17 protein-coding genes are annotated in these 18,619 nt (G+C 70.0%); 4 read left to right on the forward strand and 13 right to left on the reverse strand.

Annotation, left to right across the window (positions count from 1 at the left end; genetic code table 11):
- The 4 genes from ACWDS7_RS21395 to ACWDS7_RS21410 form a co-directional block, all read right to left on the reverse strand.
- Entirely contained in the window at positions 1–255 is a 255-nt protein-coding gene (locus tag ACWDS7_RS21395) for a hypothetical protein (protein WP_306868732.1), read from the reverse strand.
- Positions 252–638 (reverse strand): DUF948 domain-containing protein, encoded by a 387-nt coding sequence (locus tag ACWDS7_RS21400; protein ID WP_306868731.1) that lies wholly within the window; start codon positions 636–638, stop codon positions 252–254. The genes ACWDS7_RS21395 and ACWDS7_RS21400 overlap by 4 nt, the downstream gene beginning before the upstream one ends.
- A gap of 274 nt (positions 639–912) precedes the next feature.
- Positions 913–2,223, reverse strand: a complete 1,311-nt coding sequence (locus ACWDS7_RS21405; RefSeq protein WP_451930683.1) for a replication-associated recombination protein A — start codon at positions 2,221–2,223, stop codon at positions 913–915.
- A 218-nt stretch (positions 2,224–2,441) separates the two neighbouring features.
- Entirely contained in the window at positions 2,442–2,903 is a 462-nt protein-coding gene (locus ACWDS7_RS21410; protein WP_451930684.1) for a hypothetical protein, read from the reverse strand.
- Positions 2,904–3,105: 202 nt separating this feature from the next.
- Between ACWDS7_RS21410 and ACWDS7_RS21415 the strand changes: the two genes are divergently transcribed.
- Together ACWDS7_RS21415 and ACWDS7_RS21420 are read left to right on the forward strand one after the other, a co-directional pair.
- Positions 3,106–3,990, forward strand: a complete 885-nt coding sequence (locus ACWDS7_RS21415) for a peptidylprolyl isomerase (protein WP_451930685.1) — start codon at positions 3,106–3,108, stop codon at positions 3,988–3,990.
- 282 nt (positions 3,991–4,272) lie between these two features.
- A complete protein-coding gene (locus tag ACWDS7_RS21420) occupies positions 4,273–5,481 on the forward strand; it encodes a cytochrome P450 family protein (protein WP_451930686.1) in 1,209 nt (402 codons plus the stop codon).
- Between the two features lie 66 nt (positions 5,482–5,547).
- On the opposite strand, the gene aspS is transcribed toward ACWDS7_RS21420, so the two are convergent.
- The 3 genes from aspS to ACWDS7_RS21435 are packed head-to-tail and all read right to left on the reverse strand — an operon-like array spanning position 5,548 to position 9,244.
- Positions 5,548–7,284: an aspartate--tRNA ligase gene (gene aspS, locus ACWDS7_RS21425; protein WP_451930687.1), complete on the reverse strand. Its 1,737-nt coding sequence runs from the start codon at positions 7,282–7,284 to the stop codon at positions 5,548–5,550.
- Positions 7,281–8,546, reverse strand: coding sequence for a histidine--tRNA ligase (gene hisS / locus ACWDS7_RS21430; protein ID WP_451930688.1), 1,266 nt, complete (start codon positions 8,544–8,546; stop codon positions 7,281–7,283). Before hisS ends, aspS begins: the two co-directional genes overlap by 4 nt.
- Before the next feature lie 2 nt (positions 8,547–8,548).
- Positions 8,549–9,244 carry an MBL fold metallo-hydrolase gene (locus ACWDS7_RS21435; RefSeq protein ID WP_306868720.1) on the reverse strand — a complete coding sequence of 232 codons (696 nt, stop codon included), beginning with the start codon at positions 9,242–9,244 and terminating at the stop codon, positions 8,549–8,551.
- A gap of 148 nt (positions 9,245–9,392) precedes the next feature.
- Here ACWDS7_RS21435 and ACWDS7_RS21440 point away from each other — a divergent pair, with 148 nt between their 5' ends.
- Together ACWDS7_RS21440 and ACWDS7_RS21445 are read left to right on the forward strand one after the other, a co-directional pair.
- A complete protein-coding gene (locus ACWDS7_RS21440; RefSeq protein WP_306868718.1) occupies positions 9,393–10,247 on the forward strand; it encodes a peptidylprolyl isomerase in 855 nt (284 codons plus the stop codon).
- A 38-nt stretch (positions 10,248–10,285) separates the two neighbouring features.
- Positions 10,286–11,536, forward strand: a complete 1,251-nt coding sequence (locus ACWDS7_RS21445) for a DUF349 domain-containing protein (RefSeq protein WP_451930689.1) — start codon at positions 10,286–10,288, stop codon at positions 11,534–11,536.
- 239 nt (positions 11,537–11,775) lie between these two features.
- Here the strand turns inward: ACWDS7_RS21445 and ACWDS7_RS21450 are convergent, their stop codons facing one another.
- From ACWDS7_RS21450 to ACWDS7_RS21475, 6 genes are all read right to left on the reverse strand, one after another.
- Positions 11,776–13,971, reverse strand: a complete 2,196-nt coding sequence (locus ACWDS7_RS21450; protein WP_306868714.1) for a RelA/SpoT family protein — start codon at positions 13,969–13,971, stop codon at positions 11,776–11,778.
- A 239-nt stretch (positions 13,972–14,210) separates the two neighbouring features.
- Positions 14,211–14,729, reverse strand: a complete 519-nt coding sequence (locus ACWDS7_RS21455) for an adenine phosphoribosyltransferase (protein ID WP_306868713.1) — start codon at positions 14,727–14,729, stop codon at positions 14,211–14,213.
- Positions 14,730–14,796: 67 nt separating this feature from the next.
- On the reverse strand, positions 14,797–15,831 hold the full coding sequence (gene secF, locus ACWDS7_RS21460; protein ID WP_451930690.1) for a protein translocase subunit SecF: 1,035 nt from the start codon (positions 15,829–15,831) through the stop codon (positions 14,797–14,799).
- On the reverse strand, positions 15,831–17,561 hold the full coding sequence (secD, locus tag ACWDS7_RS21465; RefSeq protein WP_451930691.1) for a protein translocase subunit SecD: 1,731 nt from the start codon (positions 17,559–17,561) through the stop codon (positions 15,831–15,833). Before secD ends, secF begins: the two co-directional genes overlap by 1 nt.
- Before the next feature lie 87 nt (positions 17,562–17,648).
- Positions 17,649–18,005: a preprotein translocase subunit YajC gene (yajC, locus tag ACWDS7_RS21470; RefSeq protein ID WP_306868707.1), complete on the reverse strand. Its 357-nt coding sequence runs from the start codon at positions 18,003–18,005 to the stop codon at positions 17,649–17,651.
- Positions 18,006–18,231: 226 nt separating this feature from the next.
- The coding region (locus tag ACWDS7_RS21475) for a Holliday junction DNA helicase RuvB C-terminal domain-containing protein (RefSeq protein ID WP_451930692.1) at positions 18,232–18,619 on the reverse strand (388 nt) is incomplete at its 5' end.

Genomic DNA, 18,619 nt, shown 5'->3' on the forward strand with positions numbered 1-18,619 from the left:
TCAGCGGCCATCCTTTACATCGTAGTGATAGGTGTTCTCAACAGTGTCGAGCCCGAACCTGGATCGCAACTCGGTTTCCCGCTTGGCCGCGCCCTCCAGGGCGTCGCCGGCGAAGTCCCGCATCTGCTCCAGGGCACCGGAGGCGCTGTGCACGGCGCGCCGGGCCAGGTGGTTAGGGTGCAGTGCCTGCAGCTTACGCATGGCCCACACCGCGCCGAACGCGCCCAGGGACATGTAGAACAGTCGCCGGATCATCGCCGCCGCCTCTCCAGCATCCGAAGGTTCGATCTGCCACGGACGTGCAGGGCCTGCCGGACGCCGTGAGCGAGTGCCGCGATCTTGATCAGCGGCCCGGTGACCAGGGTCTGGGCGACATCACTGACCTTGGCGACGTGCCCGCTGACCTGCTTGACGTCCACGGCGATCGCCTCGACGGCCACGAGCTGGCGGTTGGCCTCGCTGACGGTGGTCGTGACGTCCTCCAGCAGCGGCACCACCCGCTCGCCCAGCTCCGAGACCATCTTGGTGGTCTCGGTGAGCAGCCGGGCCAGCCTCACCAGGACCATGGCCAGGAAGCAGACCAGGACCACCCACGCCACGGCGACGATCAGTCCTGCGACCTCTCCGGCGGTAAGCATGCGCCGATCTCCTCACTCGACCCGGCTGGAACGGCAAAACCCTATCGCGTCCGGCACCACTCCCCCGGCACGCCGTCTCGGACGGGCCGTCCCGCATGGGCCGGGAGGCGTCGCGGGGCCGGACGTCGCCGTCAGGCCGTCCCCGCCCCGCGCGGGGCGCCTACCCAGGCTAGTCGCCGGAAACCCCGCCGCGGCAAGCTCGACGCCGCGGACGCCCGCGCGGGCGGGTCGCCGAGGACCTCCCTCCGGGCGGCCGCCGACCCCCTTCGGGAGGTCACTGGCCGCGGAGAAAGGAGCGGATCTTGGACCAGCGGTCGGCGAAGGCCGCCTCGGCCCCGTGGCGGGTGGGCTGGTAGTAGCGGCGCTCCCGGAGCTCCTGCGGGGCGTAGTCCTGGCGGACCAGACCGTGCTCGAAGTCGTGCGGGTATTTGTAGCCCTTGCCGTGGCCGAGCTTCCCTGCCCCGCCGTAGTGGGCGTCGCGCAGGTGGTTGGGCACGTGGCCGATGCCGCCGCGCCGCACGTCCTCCGAGGCCGCGCCGATCGCGTTGGTCACCGCGTTGGACTTGGGGGCCAGCGCGCAGTGGATGACCGCCTGAGCCAGGTTGAGCCGTCCTTCGGGCAGGCCGATGAACTCCACCGCCTGGGCCGCGGCCACCGCGACCTGCAGGCACGTCGGGTCGGCCATGCCGACGTCCTCGGAGGCGAAGATGACGATCCGGCGCGCGATGAATCGGGGATCCTCACCCGCCTCGATCATGCGGGCGAGGTAGTGCAGCGCCGCGTCGGCGTCCGAGCCGCGCATGCTCTTGATGAAGCCGCTGATCACGTCGTAGTGCTGGTCGCCCTGGCGGTCGTAGCGGACGGCCGCCTTGTCCACCGCGCGCTCCACCACCTCGACGGTGATCTCGCCGTCGGCGATCAGCGAGGCGGCCTCCAGGTAGGTCAGCGACCTGCGGGCGTCTCCCCCGGCCAGCCGCGTCAGGTGCTCGGCGGCCTCGGGCGCCAGCTTCGTCCTGCCGTCCAGGCCGCGCGGGTCGGCCACGGCGCGCTCCAGCACCGACCGGATGTCGTCCTCCGACAGCGACTCCAGGGTCAGCAGGAGCGAGCGGGACAGCAGCGGCGAGATGACGGAGAAGAACGGGTTCTCGGTGGTGGCGCCGATGAAGGTGACCCAGCGGTTCTCCACCGCGGGCAGCAGGGCGTCCTGCTGGGCCTTGTTGAAACGGTGCACCTCGTCCACGAACAGCACGGTCTGGCGGCCGGACATGCCCAGCTCGCGTCGGGCCTGCTCGATGGCCGCGCGGACCTCCTTGACGCCCGCGGACACGGCGGAGACCTCGACGAAGCGGCGCTTGGTGACCCCCGCCACCACATAGGCCAGGGTGGTCTTGCCGGTGCCGGGCGGGCCCCACAGGAACAGCGACATCGGCGCCTCGGCCTCGACGAGCCTGCGCAGCGGCGTGCCGGGGCCCAGCAGGTGGCGCTGGCCGATCACCTCGTCGAGGCCGCGCGGGCGCATCCGCACCGCCAGGGGCTCATGGCCGCGATGGGCCTCCTCCGCCGCCGAATCGAACAGGCTGTCCACGCTCCGACAGTACCGGCAGGGCGCCGCTGCCGGATCCACGCGCCGGGCGCCCGTCCGGCACGGGAGGGAGACCGGCCGGCGCGGGAGGGAGACCGGCCGGCGCGGCGGGGCTCCTTCCGCGGGCGCCCCCGCCGCACGCGGAAGGAGCCACACCGTCTCGATGTGGTCCAGGCGGTCCCGCGGGCGCCCCGCCGCCCGTGGAAGGAGCTCCGGCCCGGTCAGCTCCCCCAGACGGCGACCGCCCCGCTGTGCCCGGCGCGCAGCACGTAGTAGAGCGCCGCGACGGCCACGAGCACGGTGAGCGCCGAGACGGCCGGCCCGCTCAGCCGTCCGTACCGCTCGCCCCACGAGAGGTGGACGAGGATCAGCGAGACCACGCCCAGGGCGAGGGCGGACAGCAGCAGTGGCGTGGCGAAGCCCTCGTGCTCGGCGATGCGCCGGCCGAGCCGGCTATCGACCGAGGAGAACCGCCCGTCCTTCAGCGCCTCGCCGCTCTGCCTGGCCGCGAAGACGGCGATCGGGACGATCACCGCGAGCGCCGTCACCGGCCACTTCAGTACGGCCCGCGTGCGCGGTGCCAGCGCGTGGGCGGCGGCCAGCACCGCCAGGAGCGGCGTCAGGACCACGGCGGCGTGGATGATCAGGGGATGGGCGGGCAGGCCCAGGATCTCGTCGAACATGCGGGGGCTCCGGTCATACGCGACTCTTCATCACCGAATACGGAATCTCACCACGAAAGGTTCTGAAATGCACCAGGGTGTCCGGTGAGTTCCCCACCTGTCCCACGCGCTGGATTACGTCACTTACATCCAGCACACGCCAAGGCCGGTACGCTTTCCGCCAGTCAATAGTCATGAAACGGTAATCGTGGAGGACATAGCGGTGAGCGGCGAGGACCGCCAGAGCCAGCTGGCGCGGGAGCACAAGGAGCGTCAGGCCCAGCGTGCTGAGCAGGCGACCAAGGCGAAGCGGAACACCTTCATCGGCGCCGGCGTCGCGGTCGTTGTCGTCGTCGGCGGCCTGGTCGCCGCGACGACCCTGCTCGGAGGCAACGACGGCGGCAAGCCCGCGGCCGCGAGCTCGCCGGCCCCCTCCGACACCGCGCAGCCGACGATCTCGGCCACGCCCAGCGCCCCGATCGACCCGTCCAAGGTGAGCTGCACCTACCGCAAGGACACCAGCGGCAGCCCGGCCAAGAAGGTGGGCATGCCGCCGAGCAAGCCCAACCTGAAGCTGAAGACCATGACGATCACCACCAACCAAGGTGTCGTCGTGATCGACCTGGCGACCCAGCAGGCTCCCTGCGCGGTGAACTCCCTCGCCTTCCTGGCCAGGAAGAACTTCTACGACAACACCAAGTGCCACCGCCTGGCCACCCCGGAGAACTCCGGTGTGTACATGCTCCAGTGCGGTGACCCGCAGGCCAAGGCCGACGGCGAGAACCCCACCGACGGCCAGGGCAGCTCGGGCTACGTCTTCGACGACGAGAACCTCGGTGGCATACCGTACGCCAAGGGCACGGTCGCGCTGGCCCAGCCCGCCGACGCGAGCAACCAGAACGGCAGCCAGTTCTGGTTCTCCCTCGGAGACGAGAACTCCCAGCTGGACCCGGCCTACACGCCTTTCGGGACCGTCTCCAAGGGCATGGACGTCCTTGAGAAGATCGCCGCGGGCGGGTGGATCGTCAACCCCGAGGACATCACCGGCGACGGCGGCTCCACCGCCCCCAAGCTCCCGGTGATCATCAAGGACATGAAGCTCGCCTGACGAGGTCCCGGGCGGGACGCCCCGGCGGTCGGTCGACCGCCGGGGCGTCCGCTTTTCTCCGGGCCGGTGCTCCGAGTTCTCTCCCGCCCGGTGCTCCGAGCGGGTCCTCCCGAGCCGGTTTTCGAGCCGTCTCTCCCTGGCGGGCCGGTGCCGCGGAGCTCCCGGATACTGCGGACGATCTATCCCATATCGTGTGATCCCGCTCATATAAGGTCGACATCCGGCGCCTCCGAGCGACACTTGAGGCGGAGACAGTGTGATCCATCTCACTGAGGGGCGCCGATGCCGGAGAAACTACCCGCCGAGTTCGTGTTCAGCCCGGAGTTCAGCAGGGATCCCCATTCCACCTACAGCGCGCTCCGGGACAGGGGCCCGGTCCACCCGATCGACTTCCCACCCGGCACCGACGCCTTCCTGGTGGTCGACTACGAGCACGGCCGCAAGGCCCTCAACGACCCCCGCCTGAGCATGAACCCGGCCCGGTGGCCGGAGCTGTTCCCCATGATCTTCGGGCAGGGCAACCCGGTGCTCGCGCACAACATGCTCAACAGCGACCCGCCCGACCACACCCGGCTGCGCCGCCTGGTCTCCAGGGCCTTCACCCCGCGGCGGACCGAGAGCCTGCGGCCCCGGGTCCAGGAGATCACCGACGAGCTCGTCGACGCGATGGCCGCCAGGGGGCACGCCGACCTGCTCGGCGACTTCGCCTTCCCGCTGCCGATCACGGTGATCTGCGAGCTGCTGGGCGTCCCGGTCGACGACCGCGACGCCTTCGGTGACTGGTCGACCTCCCTGATCACCCCGCCTCTCGACGAGGAGCAGGCCCGGCACCGCGCCGAGGCGAACGACGCCATGCGCGCCTACTTCGGCCGGATCATCGCCGAGCGCCGGGCCCGGCCCCGCGACGACATGGTCAGCGCGATGGTCGCCGCCCGCGACGAGGAGGATCTGCTCAGCGAGGAGGAGGTGCTGTCCACGCTCACGCTGCTGCTCATCGCCGGGCACGAGACCACGGTCAACCTGATCGGCAACGGCATGCTGGCCCTGCTCACCCACCCCGGCCAGCTCGCGCTGCTGCGGGAGCGGCCCGGACTGCTGCCGTCGGCGATCGAGGAGTTCCTGCGCTACGACGGCCCCGTGGAGCGGGCCTCCTTCCGCTTCTCCACCGACGACATGGAGATCGCCGGCGTCCCCGTCCCCAAGGGCAGCCTGGTCCACGTCTGTCTCGGCGCGGCGGGCCGCGACCCCGGGGCGTTCGACGATCCCGACACCCTCGACATCACCCGGGCCGACAACCGCCACGTGGCCTTCGGCCACGGCATCCACTTCTGTCTGGGCGCGCCGCTGGCCCGCCTGGAGGCCCAGATCGCCTTCGAGACGCTGCTGCGCCGCCTGCCGGACCTCGCGCTCGCCTGCCCGCCCGGCGAGATCGCCTGGCACCGGAACGGCTCGCTGATCCGCGGGCTGCGGGCGCTGCCCGTCCGCTTCTAGCCCCTTCCGGTCACGCCGGAGGCCCCCCGGGACGCGTCCGTCCCGGGGGGCCTCCGGCCGGGGAGCTTAGACCTCCGCCTTCGGCTTGGCGTCCACGCCCGCCTCCTTGCGCTGCTCACCCGTGATCGGGGTGGGCGCGCCGGTCAGCGGGTCGAAGCCGGAAGCCGTCTTCGGGAAGGCGATGACGTCGCGGATCGAGTCGCCGCCCGCCAGGAGCATGCAGATGCGGTCCCAGCCGTAGGCGATGCCGCCGTGCGGGGGCGGGCCGTACTTGAACGCCTCCAGCAGGAAGCCGAACTTGCTCTCCGCCTCCTCCTTGGAGATGCCGAGCACGTCGAAGACGCGCTGCTGCATCTCGGCCCGGTGGATACGGATCGAGCCGCCGCCGATCTCCATGCCGTTGCAGACCATGTCGTAGGCGTAGGCCAGGGCCTCGCCGGGGTGGTCCTGGAAGTTGTCGGCCCACTCGGGCTTGGGCCCGGTGAACGGGTGGTGGACCGCGGTCCAGCCGCCCTCGCCGTCCTCCTCGAACATGGGGGCGTCGACGATCCAGAGGAAGTTCCACGCCGACTCGTCGATCAGCCCGCAGCGGCGGCCGATCTCCAGGCGGGCCGCGCCGAGCAGGTCGCGCGAGCCGGCGGCCGCGCCGGCCGCGAAGAAGATCGCGTCACCGGGCCTGGCGCCCGTCTTGGCGGCCAGCCCCGCGGCCTCGCTCTCCGAGAGGTTCTTGGCGACCGGGCCGCCGAGCGTGCCGTCCTCGCCGACGAGGACGTAGGCCAGGCCCCTGGCGCCGCGCGACTTGGCCCACTCCTGCCAGCCGTCCAGCTCCTTGCGGGTCTGGGAGGCGCCACCCGGCATGACCACGGCGCCCACGTAGGGGGCCTGGAAGACGCGGAAGGTGGTCTCGGCGAAGTATTCCGTCATCTCGACGAGCTCCTGGCCGAACCGCAGGTCCGGCTTGTCGGAGCCGTAGCGGGACATGGCCTCCCAGTAGGTCATCCGGGGCAGCGGCGTCGGCAGCTCGTAGCCGAGCGTCTCCTTCCAGACGCGGCTGATCAGAGCCTCGCCCAGGGCGATGACGTCGTCCTGGTCCACGAAGGACATCTCGATGTCGATCTGGGTGAACTCCGGCTGCCGGTCGGCGCGCAGGTCCTCGTCGCGGAAGCAGCGGGCGAGCTGGTAGTAGCGCTCCATGCCGGCGACCATGAGCAGCTGCTTGAACAGCTGCGGCGACTGGGGCAGCGCGTACCAGCTACCGGGCTGCAGGCGGACCGGGACCAGGAAGTCGCGGGCGCCCTCGGGGGTGGAACGGGTCAGCGTCGGGGTCTCGATGTAGTTGAACCCGTGCTCGTTCATCACCTCGTGGGCCAGGTAGGTGGCCTTGGAGCGGATCCGCATGGCCTGCGCGACCTGCTGGCGGCGGATGTCGAGGTAGCGGTATTTGAGCCGGGCCTCCTCCGACACCCCGGTGCTGCCCTCGATCGGGAACGGCAGCGGGGCGGACTCGCTGAGCACCTCGACCTCGGAGGCGACGACCTCGATCGCGCCGGTCGGCAGCTCGGGGTTCTCGTTGCCCTCCGGACGGACCCGCACCTCTCCGACGACCTTGACGCAGTATTCCGCGCGCAGGCCGTGCGCGTCGTCCTCCTCGCGGAAGACCACCTGGGAGGAGCCGGAGGCGTCACGCAGGTCGATGAAGACCACGCCGCCGTGGTCGCGGCGGCGCGCCACCCAGCCGGCCAGCGTCACCTGCTGCCCGGCGTGCTCCTTGCGCAGTGATCCCGCTTCGTGCGTGCGGATCATTTCTTCAGTCTCTCCTTCAAGGTCGTGACGATCTCAGCGAGCGGTACGGCGGCCTGGTCGCCGCTGACCAGGTCCTTGACCTGTGCGGCCCCCGCGGCGATATCTCGCTCGCCGAGGATCACCGCGTAGCTCGCCCCCGACCGGTCGGCGCCCTTCATGGCGCCCTTGACGCCCTTGCCGCCGAACGACATGTCGGCGTCGAGACCGGCCCGGCGCAGCTCGGTGATGAGCAGGAACATCCGGCGGCGCGCCTCCTCACCCAGCGGCACACCGTACACCTGGACGCGCGGGTCGGTGGTCTCGGCGCCCGCCAGGCCCTCGGCCTCCATGGCCAGGAGCGTCCGGTCGACGCCGAGCGCCCAGCCGACGCTGGGCAGGGCCGGGCCGCCGAGCATCTCGCTCAGCCCGTCGTAGCGGCCTCCGCCGCCGACCGCCGACTGGGAGCCCAGCCCGTCGTGGACGAACTCGAACGTGGTGCGCGTGTAGTAGTCGAGCCCGCGGACCAGCCTGGGGTCGTCGGTGTAGGCCACGCCGGAGGCGGTCAGCAGCGAGCGGACCTCCTCGTGGTAGGTCTTGCACGCCTCGCACAGGTGGTCGACGACCAGCGGGGCCCCGGCGAGCTGGGCCTGCACCTCGGGGCGCTTGTCGTCGAGCACGCGCAGCGGATTGATCTCGATCCGCTGCCGGGTGGCCTCGTCGAGGTCGAGGGTGCGCAGGAAGTCCTGGAGCGCGGCCCGGTAGACGGGGCGGCACTCCCGGTCGCCCAGCGTGTTGAGCAGCAGCCGGACCCCGGTGAGCCCCAGCCCGGCGTAGCCGTCGGCGGCCAGCACGATCAGCTCGGCGTCCAGCGCCGGGTCCTCCGCCCCCAGCGCCTCGGCGCCGACCTGCCAGAAGTGGCGGTAGCGGCCCTTCTGGGCGCGCTCGTAGCGGAACTGGCTGCCGGAGTACCACAGCTTCACCGGGAGCTGGCCGTTGTGCAGGCCGTGCTGGAGGACCGAGCGCACGACCGAGGCGGTGCCCTCGGGGCGCAGCGTGAGGGAGCGCCCGCCCTTGTCCTCGAAGGTGTACATCTCCTTGGAGACGATGTCGGTCGATTCGCCGACCCCGCGGACGAACAGCGCGGTGTCCTCGAAGACCGGGGTCTCGATGTAGCCGTAGCCCGCGCGGCGGGCCGGGGCGGTCAGCGCCTCCCGCACGGCGAGCGCCTGCTCCGATCGCGGTGGGAGCCAGTCAAAGGTGCCCTTGGGCGCCTGCAAAGTCATCTTCAGAGTCCCCTGGTGGGAGCGGCGTACGGCGCGGCTTCCGCGAGATACGGGTTGGTGGCGCGCTCGTGGCCGATCGTGGTCTGTGGTCCGTGGCCGGGCAGGACCACCGTGTCCTCCGGCAGCGGCAGACACTTGGTCGCCAGGCTGCGCAGGATGGTCGGGTAGTCGCCGCCCGGGAGGTCTGTGCGGCCGATGGAGCCGGCGAACAGCAGGTCGCCCGAGAACAGCACGTCCGGGATCTCTTCGGTGCTGGGCAGCCTGAACGTCACCGACCCCCTGGTATGGCCCGGGGTGTGGTCGACGGTGAGCTCCATGCCCGCCAGCCGCAGCACCTCGCCGTCGGCGAGCTCGCGCACGTCGTCGGGCTCGCTGAAGGCCAGCCCGCCGAACAGCTGCTGCCGGGTCGCCAGCGACAGCCCCTTGCCCGGATCCGAGAGCAGGTCGCGGTCCTCCGGGTGGATCCACGCGGGGACGTCGCGTGCCCCGCAGACCGGGGCGACCGACCACATGTGGTCGATGTGCCCATGGGTGACCAGCACCGCGACCGGCTTGAGCCGATGCTCGCGCAGCACGTCGTCGAGGTCGCCGACGGCGTTCTGGCCCGGGTCGACGATGACGCACTCCTCGCCGGCGGCGGGAGCGACGACGTAGCAGTTGGTCTGAAACGACCCTGCGGGAAAGCCGGCGATGAGCATCTGCCTCAGCTGATCTCGTCAAGAATACGGATGGGAATGTAACCGAAGGGTACCGGTGCGGGTCGGCGGGCTGCGAACCATTACCCTTTGGCCGATACGATTCGCCCACCTCATTAAGTAATACTCCGGCACTCGGGAGGGCGAAGCGGTGAGCGGCAAGGACCGCCAGAAGCAGCTGGCGCGCGAGCACTACGAGCGGCAGACCCAGCGGCGCTTGGAGCGCGAGGCCAGGGCCAAGCGCAACGCGATCATCGGCACCAGCGTGGCCGTCGTGGTGGTCATCGGCGGCGTCGTCGCCGCGACGACCCTGCTCGGAGGCGGCGACTCACCGGCCACGGCCACCCCGGCGGCCTCGGCGAGCCCGTCGGAGACGGGCGCCGCCGCCGCCAAGCCGACGGCCTTCGACCCGGCCAGCGGCACCTGCGGTTACGTCGCCGACGCCGACGGCAGCCCCGCCAAGAACGTGGGCATGCCCCCGGCCAAGGTGGACACCAAGCCCAAGACGATGACCCTGAAGACCAACCAGGGCGACATCGTGATCGCCGTCTCGGCCGAGAAGACGCCGTGCACGGTCAACTCCTTCGCGTTCCTGGCGGAGAAGAAGTTCTTCGACGGCTCCAAGTGCCACCGCCTCGGCTCCGACGAGTTCCCGATGCTGCAGTGCGGCGACCCGCTGGCCAAGGCCGACGGCAAGAGCCAGACCGACGGCCAGGGCGGCCCGGGTTACCGTTTCGTCAACGAGAACCTCGAGGGCGCCAAGTACACCCGCGGTGTCGTGGCCATGGCCAACAGCGGCCCCGACACCAACGGCAGCCAGTTCTTCATCGTGTACGGCGACACCCAGCTGCCGCCGCAGTACACCCCGTTCGGTACGGTCACCAAGGGGATGGAGATCATCGACAAGGTGAACAAGGGCGGTGTCATCACCCCCGGGCCGGACCGGACCGGAGCCCCGAAGGAAACCGTCGAAATCAAAAACGTGACAATGTCCAACAAGAGCTGACGTAATACAACCAAGGGGCGGTTAGCCTCGAAAGGCTGATGAAAGTGCGGGAGGACACGGTGAGCACCGACCCGTGGGGCCGGGTAGACGACGACGGCACCGTCTACGTGCGTACGGCTGGGGGAGAACGGGCCGTCGGGTCCTGGCAGGCCGGCGAACCGGAAGAGGCACTCGCCTACTTCCATCGCAAGTTCGACGAGCTGGCCGGGCAGGTGACGCTGCTGGAGCAGCGGGTCCGCGGCACCGACCTGCCACCTGCCCAGGCCGAGGCGACCATTGTCAAGCTCCGCGAAGCGATCACCGACGCGCACGCGGTCGGCGACCTCGACGCGCTGCTGGGCCGGCTGACCGCCCTGACGGAGCTGGTCGCCCAGCGCCGCGAGGAGGTCAAGGCCGCCCGCGACGTGGCCCGCGCGGAGGCCAAGGACGTCAAGGAGCGGATCGTCGCCGAGGCCGAGCGCATCGCCGACGACACCACCCACTGGAAGACCGGCGGCGAGCGGCTGCGCCAGCTCGTCGAGGAGTGGAAGGCGGCCGAGCGCATCGACCGCGTCACCGAGGCCGCGCTCTGGAAGCGGCTGTCGGCGGCCCGCACGGCCTTCGCCAAGCGGCGCAAGGCCTACTTCGCGGGGCTGGACGAGCAGCGCGAGGGCGTGCGTTCCTCCAAGGAGCGCATCGTGGCCGAGGCCGAGGCGCTGGCCTCCTCCACCGACTGGGGCGCCACCGCCTCCGCCTACCGCGAGCTGATGCAGCAGTGGAAGTCGGCCGGCCGGGCCTCCCGTGAGGTCGAGGACGAGCTCTGGGCCCGCTTCAAGGGCGCTCAGGACCAGTTCTTCCAGGCCCGCTCTGCGGTCTTCGCCGAGCGCGACGCCTCGCTGGCGGCCAACGCCGAGGCCAAGGAGCAGCTCCTGGCCGAGGCCGAGAAGATCGTTCCGGTCTCCGACGCCCGCTCCGCCAGGACCGCGCTGCGCGGCATCCTGGAGCGGTGGGAGGCGGCCGGCCCGGTCCCGCGCGAGCAGCGCGACCGCCTTGAGGGCGGGCTGCGCAAGATCGACGACGCGGTCCGCAAGGCCGAGGAGGCGGAGTGGAAGCGCTCCAACCCCGAGGCCCGCGCCCGGGCCCAGAACACGGTCGACCAGCTCCACAAGTCGATCGAGCAGCTGGAGGCCCGCCTGGCCAAGGCGCAGGCGGCCGGCAAGGACAAGGACGTCAAGGACGCGCAGGAGGCCCTGAACGCCCGCCGTTCCTGGCTGGACGAGGCCGAGCGCACGCTCGCCGAGTTCTCCTGACCCGCTGACACGCGCTGAGGGCGTGCTCCCCGCTCGGGGGGCACGCCCTCAGGTTTTTCCGGCAGGTTTTTCCGGCTCCCCGCGGCACCGGCCGCCGCCAAGACCCCCTGTGGCGCCCTCAGGTCCCCCTGAGGGGCCCGTACGGCGCGGCCGGAGCTTCCCAGGCGGTCCGGGCTGCGGAGCGCGGAGCGGCCCTCCTGCCGGGCGGCGTGGGCCTGCCCGGCGGGAGGGCGGACGGGTCAGGCGCCGGCGCCGCTCACCCGGTAGACGTCGTAGACGCCCGGGATGTTGCGCACCGCCTTCAGGACGTGTCCCAGGTGCTTGGGATCGCCCATCTCGAAGGTGAACTTGCTGATCGCCACCCGGTCCCGGGACGTCGTCACCGACGCCGACAGGATGTTGACGTGCTGGTCCGACAGGGTCCGGGTCACATCCGACAGCAGGCGCGGCCGGTCGAGCGCCTCGACCTGCAGGGCGACCAGGAACACCGAGCCGTCCGCGGCCGACCAGGCCACCTCCACCAGCCGGTCCGGCTCGGACTTCAGCTGCTCCACGTTGGGACAGTTGGTGCGGTGCACCGACACGCCGTGCCCGCGGGTGACGAACCCGATGATCTCGTCACCGGGCACGGGGGTGCAGCAGCGCGACAGCCGTACCCACACGTCCGAGTCGCCCGCCACCACCACGCCGGCGCCGCCGCTGCCCCGGGGACGGCCGCGCACCTTCGTCGGCACCGCCGCCTCGGCGATGTCCTCCTCGGCGCCCTCCACTCCCCCGAGGGAGTGCACCAGCTTCTGCACGACCGCCTGGGCGGCGATGTGGCCCTCCCCGACGGCCGCGTAGAGCGCGGAGACGTCGGGGTAGCGCAGGTCTCTGGCGAGCGTCAGGAGGGACTCTCCGGACATCATGCGCTGCAGGGGCAGGCCCTGCTTGCGCATGGCCCGGCCGATGGCCTCCTTGCCCGCCTCGATCGCGGTCTCGCGGCGCTCCTTGGAGAACCACTGGCGGATCTTGTTGCGGGCCCGGCCGGACTTGACGAACTTGAGCCAGTCGCGCGACGGACCCGCGTCGGGCGACTTGGAGGTGAAGATCTCAACGGTGTCGCCGTTGCCCAGCCGCGACTCCAGCGGCACCAGGCGGCCGTTGACCCGGGCGCCGATGCAGCGGTGGCCGACCTCGGTGTGCACCGCGTAGGCGAAGTCGACGGGCGTCGCCCCCTCGGGGAGAGCGATCACCTGGCCCCGGGGCGTGAAGACGTAGACCTCCGAGACCGACAGGTCGAACCTGAGCGACTCCAGGAACTCCCCCGGGTCGGCGGTCTCCTTCTGCCAGTCCAGCAACTGACGGAGCCAGGCCATGTCGCTGGCCGGCTTCAGCTTCCCGCCGGGCGGGCCGGAGGTGGTCATCTCCTCCTTGTACTTCCAGTGCGAGGCCACGCCGTACTCGGCCCTGTGGTGCATGCCGTGGGTGCGGATCTGCAGCTCCACCGGCTTGCCCTCGGGGCCGATGACCGTCGTGTGCAGCGACTGGTACATGTTGAACTTGGGCATCGCGATGTAGTCCTTGAACCGGCCGGGCACCGGGTTCCATCGCGCGTGGATCGTTCCGAGGGCGGCATAGCAGTCGCGGACCGTGTCGACCAGCACCCGGATGCCGACCAGGTCGTAGATGTCGTCGAAGGCGACGTCCCTGGCGATCATCTTCTGGTAGACCGAGTAGTAGTGCTTGGGGCGTCCCTTGACCACCGCGCGGATCTTGGCCTCGCGCAGGTCGACGGAGACCTTCTCGATGACCTCCTGCAGGAACAGGTCCCTGCGCGGGGCGCGCTCGGAGACCATCCTGGCGATCTCGTCGTAGCGCTTGGGGTAGAGCATGGCGAACGCGAGGTCCTCCAGCTCCCACTTGATGGTGTTCATGCCCAGCCGGTGGGCGAGCGGCGCGAAGATCTCCAGCGTCTCGCGGGACTTCTGCTGCCGCTTGTGCTCGGGCAGGTAGCGCATGGTGCGCATGTTGTGCAGCCGGTCGGCGAGCTTGATCACCAGGACCCGGATGTCACGGGACATCGCCACGACCATCTTGCGCACGGTCTCGGCCTGCGCGGCGTCACCGAACTTGACCTTGTCCAGCTTGGTGACGCCGTCGACCAGCAGCGCGATGTTCTCGCCGAAGTCCGAGCGCAGTTCCTCCAGGCCGTAGGCGGTGTCCTCGACGGTGTCGTGCAGCAGCGCGGCGCACAGCGTCTCGTCGTCGGTGCCCAGCTCGGCCAGGATCGTCGCGACCGCCAGGGGATGAGTGATGTAGGGATCGCCGCTTTTGCGCTTCTGATCGCGGTGATGATAGGCGGCCACGTCGTAGGCACGCTCGATCAGCCGCAGGTCCGCCTTCGGATGGGTCGCGCGGACCGTCCTGAACAGAGGCTCCAGCACCGGGTTCATGGCGCCACCCCATTGCCCCCCAAAGCGTGCGAGTCTGCGCCTTACCGCAGGCTTCTCTTCGGTGGCTCCGGACATGGCGGAACCGGCATCGCCGGCCGGGACGGCCGTCACGGGACCGCCACCGTCGGCGGTCACGTCGGGGACGACCACATCACGGGGCACTCAGACTCCTCACATTCGAGTCCAGATCCCCCAAGTGTATCCAGACCGGCTTAGATGCTTCCCCCGGCGGGGTGGAATCAGACGATCACGAGGGAGTGCAGCTCGACGCCGTCCAGCTGCTTGCGCCCCTCGAGGGAGGCCAATTCCATGAGCACGGCGATGGCGACGACCTCGGCACCCGCCCTGCGGACCAGCTCCACCGCCGCACGCGCCGTACCTCCGGTGGCGAGCACGTCGTCGACGATCAGGACGCGATCTCCTGGGGCGAAGGCGTCCCGATGGACCTCGATGGTGGCGGAACCGTACTCCAGATCGTAGGACGCCTCAAGCGTCTCGGAGGGCAGTTTGCCTTTCTTCCGTACCGGGACGAACCCGGCGCCGGCCCTGCAGGCGGCCGGGGCGGCCAGGATGAAGCCCCGCGCCTCGATGCCGACGATCTTGTCGACCTGGTGGAGCCCGGCGAACTCGTCCACCACCGCGGCGAACGCGTGCGGGTCTGCGAGCAGGGGGGTGATGTCCTTGAACAGCACTCCCGGCTGGGGGTAGTCGGGCACGTCGCGGATCCGGTCCAGGATCAGCCGGCGCAGGTCACTCATGGTCACATCCTTACGAAAACGCCTCCGCCCCCCTCTCGGAGGGAGCGGAGGCGTGATCTGCTGTTGCCTACTTCTTCTTGCCGCGCTTGTCGGTCTCGGGGACGGAGCCGTTGGCGGCTCCCGCCGTGACCGGCTGGCGGGTGCTCTTGGCCGCGCTGCCGTGGGCGGCGAGCCTGCGGGCGATGGCCTGGTAGCGCGACTCGCGCTCCTTCAACGTGACCAGCAGCGGCGTCGCCACGCACAGCGAGGAGTACGTGCCGACGATCATGCCGACGAACAGGGCCAGCGACAGGTCCTTCAGCGTACCGGCGCCGAACAGCGTGGTGCCGATGAACAGGATCGCCGCCACCGGCAGGATCGCCACCAGAGTGGTGTTCAGCGACCGGATCAGCGTGTGGTTCAGCGCGTTGTTGGCGGCCTGCGTGTAGGTCATCTTGGAGGTCGTGCCGAGCTTGGCGGTGACCTCCTTGATCATGTCGAACACGACGACCGCGTCGTACAGCGAGTATCCCAGGATCGTCAGGAAGCCCAGCAGGGTCGCCGGGGTGACCTCGAAGCCGGACCACGCGTAGACGCCGGCGGTGATCACCAGGTCGTGGAGCAGCGCCACGACGGCGGCCAGCGCCATCTTCCACTCGAAGGCGAGCGTCAGGTACAGGATGATCGCCAGCATGAAGACGATCAGGCCGACGACGGCCTTGTCGGCCACCTGACCGCCCCACGAGGCGCCGATCACCTGGAGGTTGACCTGGTTCTGCGGCAGGCCGAACTTCTGGGCGACCGACTTCTGGACCGTGGTCACCTCCTCGGGCGGCAGGCTCTCGGTGGTGACCCGCCAGCCGTTGTTGGTCGTCTGCGCGATGATCTGGTGCACGCCGGCGTCGCTGAAGGTGCCGCGCACCTCCTGGATGTCGGCGGCCGGGGCCTTGAAGGAGAAGACCGACCCGCCCTTGAACTCCACGCCCAGGTTGAGGCCGTGGAGGACCAGACCGGCGATGGAGATCACCAGAAGGACGGCGGAGAGGCCGTACCAGAGCTTCTTGCGCCCGACGAAGTCGACGTCGACCTCGCCGCGGTAGAGCCGGCGCGCGATGCCGGACATCAGGCCTCCTGCGGAGTGGACTTGGGGTCGGCCGTCGTCTGGGTGCTCATGCGCTCGGCGTCCAGACCGGAGAGCTTGTGGCCCTTGGCGAAGAACTTGTTCTTGGCGAGCAGGGCGACGAACGGCTTGGTGAACATGAACACCACAACGATGTCGATGAGAGTGGTCAGGCCCATCGCGAACGCGAATCCGGCCACACCGCCGACGGCCAGGAAGTAGAGCACCACGGCGGCGATGAACATGACCGCGTCGGCGATCAGGATCGTCCGCCGGGCACGGACCCAGGCGACCTCGACGGCCGTCCGCAGCGAGCGGCGGCCCTCCTTCATCTCGTCACGGATGCGTTCGAAGTAGACGATGAACGAGTCCGCGGTGATACCGATCGAGACGATCAGGCCGATGATGTGCGGCAGCGACAGGCGGAAGCCCGCGAACTCGCCGAGGAGCACCACCGCCTCGTAGGTCAGGACCGAGGCGACCACGAGGCTCAGCACCGAGACGATGCCCAGGCCCCGGTAGTAGAGCATCGAGTAGATCAGCACCAGGCCGAGGCCGATCGCACCGGCGATCAGACCGCCGCGGAGCTGGTCGGCGCCCAGGGTGGAGGAGACCTCGTCGATGGAGCTCTTCTCGAACTTCAGCGGCAGGGCGCCGAACTTGAGCTGGCTGGCCAGCTCGTCGGCCGTCACCTGGGTGAAGCTGCCGGAGATCTGCGCCCGGCCGCCGGTGATCGGCTCCTGGATGACCGGGGCGGAGATCACCACGCCGTCCAGGACCATGGCGACCTGGTTGCGCGGCGGCTGGGAGTTGAAGGCGGTGGTGGTGACCTTCGACCACTGGCTCGGGCCGTCGCCCTTGAAGGAGAGCTGGACGAGCCACTCTCCGGTGGTCTGGTCCACGCCGGAGGTCGCGGTGTCGATCGAGGTGCCGGTCACGGCCGCCTTGTCGAGCACGTATTTGGCGCTGCCGTCCTGGCTGCAGCCCACGAACTGCTTGTTGGGGTCGTCCTGGGCGCCCTGGCCCTTGTCCTTGGAGCAGTCGAGCGCCTCGAACTGCTTGAGCACCGCCGGATCGATCCCGGTCGTGTCGACGCCCGCCATCGGGTCGTCGGTCGGGAGGGGCGTCGGCTGGGCCGACGGGGCGGCGCTCTTGCTCGGCTCCGCCGACGGAGAGGCGTTCTTGCGCGGCCGGTCCGAGGGGGCCGGCGTGGTGGCCGGGCTCGGGTTGGTCAGCGCCGAGGACAGGGCGCGGCCGGCCGGCGAGCCGGTGGGGCTCGGCGTGGCCGTCTGGGCCGGCTGCCGCGTCTTGGAGGTCTGCTTACCGGTGGCCGCGGGAGTGGGCGACGGCGTCGGCGCCTGGGTGGGCATCTGCCCGGGAGGAGGCGGCGACCCGGCCGTGACCGCCATCACCTGGCGGAAACGGAGCTCCGCGGTGGTGCCGACCAGCTTGACGACTTCCTCCTGGCCCGCTCCGGGGACGGAGATGACGATGTTGTCACCGGACTTGGCGACCTCGGCGTCGGAGATTCCGCTGCCGTTAACCCGGTTCCGGATGATGCTGACGGCGAGGTTGAGGCTCTCCTCAGTGGGAGCGCTGCCGTTCGGCGTGACGGGCTGCAGCGTCACTGTCGTGCCGCCGGCGAGGTCGAGGCCATATTCCGGGGTGAACGCCCTGTTCAGGAACATCACCCCGCCCATGGCGAGAATGATCGCCAGAAGCACCAGGAGCATACGCCCCGGTCTGCTCTGGCCGCTGGTCGGTCGGGCCACTGGTCGTCAGTTCTTTCGGCTATAGGGGATGGTCGGTTAGCCTGATCATCACTTCTTCGGCGAGTCCGGGTCGTCACCGTGCGGCTTCACGGTCTCCACCACATTGTCGTCCACGGTGTCGACGGACTTGACATCCTCGTCGTCGACCGGGGTCAGCACACGGCCGATCGCGGCCTTGACCCAGCGGGTCTCGACACCGGGGGCGATCTCCAGGATCACGTCGTCGGCATCGATCGCCACAACGGTCGCGAAGAGCCCCGTCGTGGTCATGATGCGGGTTCCAGGGGTCAGGGAGTTCTGCATCTGAGCCTGCTCCTGCTGCCGCTTGCGCTGCGGCCGGATGAGCAGGAAGTAGAACACCACGACCATCAGAGCGATCATGATAAGGCTTGAGTAGTCGCCCATAGGGCCGCTCCTTAGGCTTAAGAATGACCGGCCTGGCGCCGGACGTCGTATGCGGCCACGCCGCTCAGCACGTCAGCCTACACAGCCAGCCAAGCCACGGAGTTTAGGCGAGCTGTAAGAGCGCGGCAACGAAGTCACGGACAGGCACGCAGGGAAGTTCCCATTTCGATACCGTTGTCACCGATCTGTGATCAACTCTGTACGGTTTCCCCATCGAAACCCAACGTCAGACGGGGCCCGGATCATCCTCAAGATCGACGATCATCGAGGCGCCGAAGGCGTCGGGCGGCGGGGTCAGGCCCAGGTGGAGCCAGGCGGCGGCGGTCGCGACCCGGCCCCGGGGGGTGCGCGCCAGCAGGCCCTGACGGACCAGGAACGGCTCGGCGACCACCTCGACCGTCTCCGGCTCCTCCCCCACCGCGACCGCCAGCGTGGACAGCCCCACCGGACCGCCGCCGAACTTGCGCAGCAGCGCCCCGAGCACCGCCCGGTCGAGCCGGTCGAGGCCCTCGGCGTCGACCTCGTAGAGGTTCAGCGCCGCCGAGGCGACGTCTCTGGTGACCACCCCGCCGGAGGAACGCTGACGGCCGGGCCGGTGAGCGTGACGGACACGC

Source organism: Streptosporangium sp. NPDC003464 (assembly GCF_053588315.1).

Excerpts from the sequence above, each read along its gene's own strand:
- ACWDS7_RS21395 (WP_306868732.1), bottom strand. The coding sequence starts at position 255 with ATGATCCGGCGACTGTTCTACATGTCCCTGGGCGCGTTCGGCGCGGTG.
- ACWDS7_RS21400 (WP_306868731.1), bottom strand. The coding sequence starts at position 638 with ATGCTTACCGCCGGAGAGGTCGCAGGACTGATCGTCGCCGTGGCGTGG.
- ACWDS7_RS21410 (WP_451930684.1), bottom strand. The coding sequence starts at position 2,903 with ATGTTCGACGAGATCCTGGGCCTGCCCGCCCATCCCCTGATCATCCAC.
- ACWDS7_RS21420 (WP_451930686.1), top strand. The coding sequence starts at position 4,273 with ATGCCGGAGAAACTACCCGCCGAGTTCGTGTTCAGCCCGGAGTTCAGC.
- aspS (WP_451930687.1), bottom strand. The coding sequence starts at position 7,284 with ATGATCCGCACGCACGAAGCGGGATCACTGCGCAAGGAGCACGCCGGG.
- hisS (WP_451930688.1), bottom strand. The coding sequence starts at position 8,546 with ATGACTTTGCAGGCGCCCAAGGGCACCTTTGACTGGCTCCCACCGCGA.
- ACWDS7_RS21435 (WP_306868720.1), bottom strand. The coding sequence starts at position 9,244 with ATGCTCATCGCCGGCTTTCCCGCAGGGTCGTTTCAGACCAACTGCTAC.
- ACWDS7_RS21445 (WP_451930689.1), top strand. The coding sequence starts at position 10,286 with ATGAAAGTGCGGGAGGACACGGTGAGCACCGACCCGTGGGGCCGGGTA.
- ACWDS7_RS21450 (WP_306868714.1), bottom strand. The coding sequence starts at position 13,971 with ATGAACCCGGTGCTGGAGCCTCTGTTCAGGACGGTCCGCGCGACCCAT.
- ACWDS7_RS21455 (WP_306868713.1), bottom strand. The coding sequence starts at position 14,729 with ATGAGTGACCTGCGCCGGCTGATCCTGGACCGGATCCGCGACGTGCCC.
- secF (WP_451930690.1), bottom strand. The coding sequence starts at position 15,831 with ATGTCCGGCATCGCGCGCCGGCTCTACCGCGGCGAGGTCGACGTCGAC.
- secD (WP_451930691.1), bottom strand. The coding sequence starts at position 17,561 with ATGCTCCTGGTGCTTCTGGCGATCATTCTCGCCATGGGCGGGGTGATG.
- yajC (WP_306868707.1), bottom strand. The coding sequence starts at position 18,005 with ATGGGCGACTACTCAAGCCTTATCATGATCGCTCTGATGGTCGTGGTG.